The 6,713-nt window shown below is 65.7% G+C and carries 7 protein-coding genes; all 7 read right to left on the minus strand.

Going from position 1 to position 6,713, the window contains the following annotated elements:
* Positions 1-667: 667 nt before the first annotated feature.
* The 7 genes from BN2503_RS18305 to BN2503_RS18335 all read right to left on the minus strand — a co-directional run bounded on the left by BN2503_RS18305 (position 668) and on the right by BN2503_RS18335 (position 6,664).
* Positions 668-1,714, minus strand: a complete 1,047-nt coding sequence (locus BN2503_RS18305; protein ID WP_054258042.1) for a phage major capsid protein — start codon at positions 1,712-1,714, stop codon at positions 668-670.
* Between the two features lie 45 nt (positions 1,715-1,759).
* Positions 1,760-2,119: a hypothetical protein gene (locus BN2503_RS18310; protein ID WP_054258043.1), complete on the minus strand. Its 360-nt coding sequence runs from the start codon at positions 2,117-2,119 to the stop codon at positions 1,760-1,762.
* Positions 2,119-2,643 (minus strand): hypothetical protein, encoded by a 525-nt coding sequence (locus BN2503_RS18315; protein ID WP_139235563.1) that lies wholly within the window; start codon positions 2,641-2,643, stop codon positions 2,119-2,121. The genes BN2503_RS18310 and BN2503_RS18315 overlap by 1 nt, the downstream gene beginning before the upstream one ends.
* A gap of 263 nt (positions 2,644-2,906) precedes the next feature.
* Positions 2,907-5,819, minus strand: a complete 2,913-nt coding sequence (locus BN2503_RS18320) for a DUF927 domain-containing protein (RefSeq protein ID WP_054258045.1) — start codon at positions 5,817-5,819, stop codon at positions 2,907-2,909.
* Positions 5,820-5,821: 2 nt separating this feature from the next.
* Entirely contained in the window at positions 5,822-6,115 is a 294-nt protein-coding gene (locus tag BN2503_RS18325; RefSeq protein WP_139235564.1) for a hypothetical protein, read from the minus strand.
* 22 nt (positions 6,116-6,137) lie between these two features.
* The gene (locus tag BN2503_RS18330) at positions 6,138-6,431 is read right to left on the minus strand and encodes a hypothetical protein (RefSeq protein WP_139235565.1); all 294 of its coding nucleotides are present in this window, start codon (positions 6,429-6,431) and stop codon (positions 6,138-6,140) included.
* The gene (locus tag BN2503_RS18335; protein WP_054258048.1) at positions 6,428-6,664 is read right to left on the minus strand and encodes a helix-turn-helix transcriptional regulator; all 237 of its coding nucleotides are present in this window, start codon (positions 6,662-6,664) and stop codon (positions 6,428-6,430) included. Before BN2503_RS18335 ends, BN2503_RS18330 begins: the two co-directional genes overlap by 4 nt.
* Positions 6,665-6,713: the final 49 nt, after the last annotated feature.

Genomic DNA, 6,713 nt, shown 5'->3' on the forward strand with positions numbered 1-6,713 from the left:
CGGGCAGTGCATTGAGCTGGATCGAGCGCACGGTGGCACGCACCCGGCCAATGGCTGGCCAGCAGCACGGCAGCAGCAGCACGGCCCAAGCAGCCCGGCAACCCCGGGTTGCGCACAGCCCTGGCCACCAGCGCCGGGCAGTGGATCGAGCGCACGCGCAGCACGCACCCGGCCAAGGGCTGGCCACCAGAACGCGCCAGGCGCGGTCATCGCTCGCCGGGCAAGGGGTTGCCCTGGGTTGGCGCTGCTTTGCGTGCTGCAGCGTTTGAAGGCGAATCGACCTCTTGGCCACGCCAGGCAAGCGCAAGCAGCTATTTCATTGATAGCAAAAAGCACCAGAACAGCAGCACTCCGGGGAAGCGCACCCGGCTGGATCAGGCGCACGGTGGCACGCACCCGGCCAAGGGCTGGCCACCAGAACGCGCCAGGCGCGGCCATCGCTTGCCGGGCAAGGGGTTGCCCTGGGCTGGTGGGGCTTTGCGTGCTTGGGCGTTTGCGGCATTTCCCAAACGCAAAAAACCCGGCGCAAGGGCCGGGCGGGTGAATCGGAAAGAGGGAGGAAGCGGGTTACTTGCAGCGCGTCGGCGTCCGTTGTAACCCTTGGCGCTTGGTCAGCCGCCCAAACGCCACGGTGCCGACTGACATCGGCTTTACCACACCAAAACTTTTAGGCGGTGCCCCCACGCACAATGCCTTGACGGCGCACTATTGCCGCGCCAGTGTCACAACGCACGCGCACCCCGGCGCTGTCGGTGTGAATGGGCATTTTGTGCGGCTCCACCAGAATGCGAGAGGTGCTACCGGCCAAGCGCAAAACAGCCACCACAGGGCAAGCCAGTGGATCAGCCAACAAGTACCAACGGCCTTCGGGCAGATTGGACAGCACGGCCACAACCACAACATCAGCCAGGCCGGAATCTTTCAGCAACTGGCGCGCCAAAAATTCAACGTCAGACGCTACCACCAGGAAGCGGGCACGCAGCCCAGCCAATTGCCCGCCCGGGGTGCGTTGGTTGCGCAATTTGGCCATGGCACGGCCAAGGGCTTCGGCATCCAACGCCACGGCTTCCACGTTGTTGTGAGCTTCAGCAAATGCCTGGGCACCATCGTCCATCAACGGGTTGCCCTCTAAGGCCTTGGCCACCAGCTCGGCTTCCAGGCGGGCAGCACTGCCACCCAAGCCAGCGACGAACGCGCTGAAAAGTTGCAAATCATCATTCACGACATCGCGGCGCGAAACGCCTACGTTTTTGGCGAAGGTGTGTAGGCGCACCTCGGTGGCGTTGCCAGCGTCGAGAATCGCAACGCCCGTAGCCACCTCGGCGTTCTCGCCCAGCAACTCCAGCGCCACGCCCTGGGCATCGGCTGCGACGATTTCCACCGGGTTGAAATTCTTCACATCGAATGGGACGGTGAACGTCAAATGTTCGGCGGCCTGGGCGTCGTAGGTTTGAAGCGCCAACTGCCGGGCACCTGCGGCCAAGGTTTTGCCGAAAAGATCGGTGTTCATGCCTCGGCCCATCACGCTCATTTCGGTTTCCCACTCACGGCGCGGCTGTGTCGCCAGGGCGCAAGTTTTCGCAATGGTTTGCAGGTTCAGGCCCACAGCCAGAGGGTGGGGGTTTTTCACGCGAGCGCCGATTGCCACGGCAACGCTGTCAGCGGCAGCGGCCAGGATTTCAGCGTTTTGCTTGGGGGTTGTTTCGTAAATCATGCCGCTATGGTGTCCGCGTGCTGCTGAAATGTCCGGCCTATCTTGTCAGCTCAGCAGGTCGTAGAGGCGGCGCTGTGTTGTGGGCACGCGCTCGCCTGTCAAAAATGCCCGGTACAGCGCAGCGTCAACGGGGGAAAGCTCGCCACGGTGTATCCCAACGCGCAGCAGTGGCCAAGTGCGTGTGCTGAATCGGGCAATGGCAGCCTCCAGACGCTGGGCCAGCACCCAAGCACAGGGGCTGTCGATGGCCAGAATTTCGCCAGCCTCTCGCAAGGCGCGATTTCTGGCACGCACACGCGCCGGGCGGTCGGTGCCAGCGCAGCCACTGAACAAGGCAGCCCGGGCCTGTTCCTGGGTCACAGCCTGACCTGTGGCCAGGCAAACGAGGATTTCTATGGCGTTCATCAATCCTCGCCCCCCCAATTGCGCCAGTCGTAGCGCTCGGGATCGTCGCAAGCCGACACAAAAAAAGATGTCCCGTTTGATGCGATGCCTGCCACCTGCGCCAGGCGCGCAATGCCCATGGGCTCATCCCGGTTTGGGTATTGCCACAGGGGGGAACGCCTGGGCAAACAAAATTCATTCAGTGCCAGCCACACGCGCAGCGGCATGGGCGGGGCGAGCGCGACGACTTCGGTTGGCCATTCCCGCAGGGCGCAGCGCAGCGGCTCCAAGTCCACCAACTCACCGCGCCCGCCCACCTCGATCAGCTCGGCATTCGCGGCCTGGGCAAGGGCTTGCATTTTTGCAGCCAGGCGCACCAGGTTTTCAATGGGCGAAGGGGCTGCGGCTGGGCTTTGCTCACGGGCTGGGGCGTGTGTTTGAGCATCCAGCACGGCGTTGGGATCAAAGCGGGCACCCTTCACGCGGCCCGGCTCAAGGTGGCGCTTACGCCAGCGCTGTGCACGCTGCAGGGAGTCGGTTGGCATCCCACGCTTGGCCAGGCGTGAAACCATACCGGGGGAAATGCCCAAAGCCTGGGCTAGCTCTTTCTGGGTCATGTTTACCAAACCTCAAAAATTGACCGTAATCGGTCGGGTTGAATGCAAAAGTTGACCTAGTTCCCCTAGGACTGACTACACACACCAAGGGGCTCGAATTACCCTCATGCGAACTCGCTCGGGAGAACCTACTTTCCTGGTGCTGCGCGCGGAAAAAGCTCCTGCCCCGCCCCCTCCGGGCGCGCCCGGCCTCACAGGTCGAGGGCAAAAATCTCGGGCTTGATGTGGTAACAGCGTGTCAGCCCTACACCAGGCAAGCGGGGTTTGACGGTGTAGCGCCCGGCATCGGCCACCAGGCATTCATGCTCGGCTAGCACCTTGGCCACGGCTTCATGCGCGAAGCCTTGGCACACCTCGCTCTTGAACGTCTCGGGCAGAACGAAGAATTCCACGCTCACGCCTTCGGCCAGGGTGGCAGGCATACGCGGCCCATACTCCCGCTCATGCTCTGCATCGTTCTTGATGGGCTTGCCATCCGCACCCACCATGCGACGGAACCCGGCGCGGTGCAGCGTCTTGGCGTTGTGGTCATCGGCGGCGCGGTGCCACCACGTAAAGCGGCCTTCCCCGTGTGCCTCCAGGAACCGGCGCACCTGGCGCAGCATGGCGGCCACCTCGCCATTGCCTGCGCCGCCACGGGCGGCCAGCCAGGCATCAAAGCACGCACGGGCCGCCCATTCGGATTCGCTGGGCTCCCAGCCAGTCAGCCCCGCCTCGGTGGCCAGCTCGCCCGCCATGGCCACCAAGGCAAAGCGGGCCGCCACGCGCTGCACCTGGCCCGAGGCGCCGGGTGGTGCCCACTGCCCGGCCAGTGCCTGCACGCCATCGCGCAAGCGCCTGGCCAGCGTGCCCCAATGGCTGCAGGCCCATTCGATGAAAGCCCGGCCTGGCGCGCCGTGGCACGCCTGCACCTCCCGGCCCAGGTGGGCAGCGAAGGCGGCGGCGCTGGCCTGGCCATGGATGCACTCGAAAGCACCCATGCCCGCCCCGGCATCGGCGGGTATGTCGGCCATACGCACCTCCTGGCCGGTGCGGGCGCGTTTTTGGCCCTCGGCCATGTGGTCAGCCAGGCCCAATTCACCGGCAGAGAGAAACAGCAGGCGCCAGGTCAGGCGGGCACGGGGCGCGCCACCTCGGGTAGCACGGGCCTTGCTCTGCTCGTTGGCCAGCATGTAGGCGCACTCGCCCGCCACCTTGCCCTCCACCTGGGCCAGTTCGTCCAGGATCAGCAGGGCGTCGCAGTGCTGGGCGGCTGTGGCCTCCAGGGCGTTGTCGGTGGTGCGCCAGCGCTGCATGTAGCTGGGGCCGCCGTTCACGCTGGCGGCCACGCGCAGCGCGGTCGTCTTGCCGCTGCTGGAGTCGCCCCGCAGGTGAAAGCCCCCGCTCTCCAGGCTGGCCGGGCGCAGCAGCGGCCCGGCGAAGGCGCAGGCCACGGCGAACATGAGGCGGCTATTGCCCGCGCACAGGCGGCCAATGCGCTCCCGCCAGGCGGCGGCATCCTTGCGCACGCGAAAGGTGTTCTCCATTTGGCTGTCGCTCTGGAACACGATGCGCTCGGCATCGTCGCCAATGGTTTCGTGGGGCAGCACGTAGGCGGCGCCGCCCTCGGTGGTGTGCCAGCCGGTGCGGTCGGTGCAACTGGCGAACTCTTCGGGGTTGCGGGTCTGGATGTATTCGGTAAGGCGGTTGCGGCACGCGGGTGCAGTGGCGATGCGCAGGCCCATGTTCAGCAGCGTGGCGCGGTATTCGCCACCATCGCCCGAGAGCATGCGCGCGGGCATGGCCCATTGCTTGGGGCGGCCTAGCGGGTCTGCGAACTGCAGCAGGTAGCCCCATCCCTGGCCGTCCTGGTCGCGCGTGAGGGCCACCACGTCCAGGCGGCCGCACAGCCACAGCGGGCGCGCGGCGTTGCCGTCCTTATCGCGCCCGTGGAAGTACACGCCCGTGTCATCGACCGTGAAGGCATCGAGGCGCGGAGCTTCGTCACCAGCCCCTGCGGCATCGTCAGCCCCACCAGGCGGGCGCTGGCGCGGCTTGCCGGGCTTGGCCGGGGGCTGGCTTGCCTGCGCTTGCTGCGCCGCCAGCACGGCGGCCTCCACGGCAGCGCGCACCGCCCCCAGGCCCTGCGCCTGGTGCATGTCGTTGAAGTCGCTGGCCTCGCCTTCCAGCCCCACAGGGAACACGGCCAGGCCGCCCACGGCCTGCGCGGCGGCCTGTGCCTTCACCCGGCCCGTGTTGGTGCCGGTGCGGGCTTCGGTGGCGCGGTCGTCGTCGCCGCACACCACCAGCAGCGCGCCGGGGTGCTGCTGGTGCAGGGTCTTGGCCACGTGTGCCAGGTTGCCCGCGTCAAAGGCCACGGCCACGGGTAGGCCCGTGGCTTCATGCAGGCTGGCGGCGGTGGCGTAGCCCTCGGCCACCAACACCACGGCGGCGCCCTCGGGCTGGCCCAGCAGGTGCCACAGGCCTGATTTTTTGGCCCCTCGAATGAAAAGTTTGTCTGGGCCGCGTTCGGGCTTGCTGGGTGCAATGCGTTGCACGTTCCACAGCTTGCCTGCAGCATCGCGCAGGGGAATCACCAGCTCTTTGCTGGAACGATCGAAGCGCACGCCAAACGGCAAAACCCCCTTGCGTGCCAGGTAGGGGGCCTGGCCTGGGTCGGTTACGTCGGTGCAATTGCCCTCCCAATAGGCTTGGGCCTCAGCGGCGGCGCCCTCATGTTCGGCAGCGCGGCGGGCAGCTTCTGCAGCCGCAGCCTCTTGGGCGCGGGCGCGCTGTGCGGCTTGTTCGGCTGGGCTGGGGCGGGGGGCGGTTTGGTCAGGCTTGGGGATGACAAACCCGTAAGACTTGGCCAGGCGCAGCAAGGTGCCAATCTTGACGGGGCCGAAGTCATCAAACGAGTTCCAGACAGCGCGGCATTCCCTGGGTTTGTAGCAGGGGGCAGTGCTGCTCCAAGTGTCGAACAAGTCGAAGCCGGTTTCGTTGGGGAAATGGTCTTTAACGGCCATGCCCATGCGCTTCCATTCGTCGCCCGGCAGGGTGGCAGGGATGAAGCTCAGGGCGGCGGCGATGGTGTCAGGGGTGTGCTTGGTGTGGTTGTTGTGCATGATTAAGGCTGTGAATCTCCGTGGCTGGAATACCCAACAGCCGGAGCGCCTTGCCAGCCCCCGGGGCCATGCCAGCCGCCCAATGCAAACGGGTCACCCGGCACAGACTGCGCCAACAGGCGGCCCGTGCTGTCGTAAACCGACAAAACGCCCGGCCACTCGAACAGCACTTCAAAAGCGGTTTTTGCGCTCCCTTGGCGAAACAACAGCAGGGGTTTGCGCTTTGCTTTCAGGCTGGCCATCCGGGCGGCAGTGCGTAAGCGGTTCTCCTCACGGTCGCGGGCGGCTGCGGCCATGGCTTGGGCTTGGGCTTGGGCTTCAATGGTGGTACGGTTGGTTTGCATCGACTCCACCTTTCAAAGTGGTAAGGGCTGCGGCCAAACGATCCAGGGCGGCGGCAATGGTGTCGGCGGCATGGGTGGTGGCTGCAGCCTGCAGCGCGGCTGCATGAATGACGGCACAGCCTTGCAGGTAGGCGGCCTGCTGCATGGGCTTGGCGACATCAATCACGTATTCAGCGCCTTCCAAGTGGTCGACCATGGCGCACTGAATGGCCCGCACAATGGCGGGCGCGCCCAGGGTGCTGTGTGCGTCCATCGTTGCGCGGCTCATTGCACGCCCTTCACGCGGCTGCGGCTGGCGATCCAGGCATCAATCTCGGCTTCGTGCCAGGCCACGCAACGGTTGCCCAAGCGCACGGCGGCGGGAAAGGTTTTGGCGGCCATGGCTGCGTAAATGGCCGATTTCTTGAGCGAGCAACGCATTTCCACTTCGGACAAGCGCAGAAGGCGCGCGGGCCTTGTGGGTGCCGGGCTGGTGGTCTGGGTGTGTGCAGCAAGGTGCATTTGGGGCCTTTCGGACGTGTTTGGAAAGTCCAAAGAATGCCGGGGAGCT

The organism is Paenacidovorax caeni (assembly GCF_001298675.1).
In the GTDB taxonomy this organism is placed as follows: domain Bacteria; phylum Pseudomonadota; class Gammaproteobacteria; order Burkholderiales; family Burkholderiaceae_C; genus Paenacidovorax; species Paenacidovorax caeni.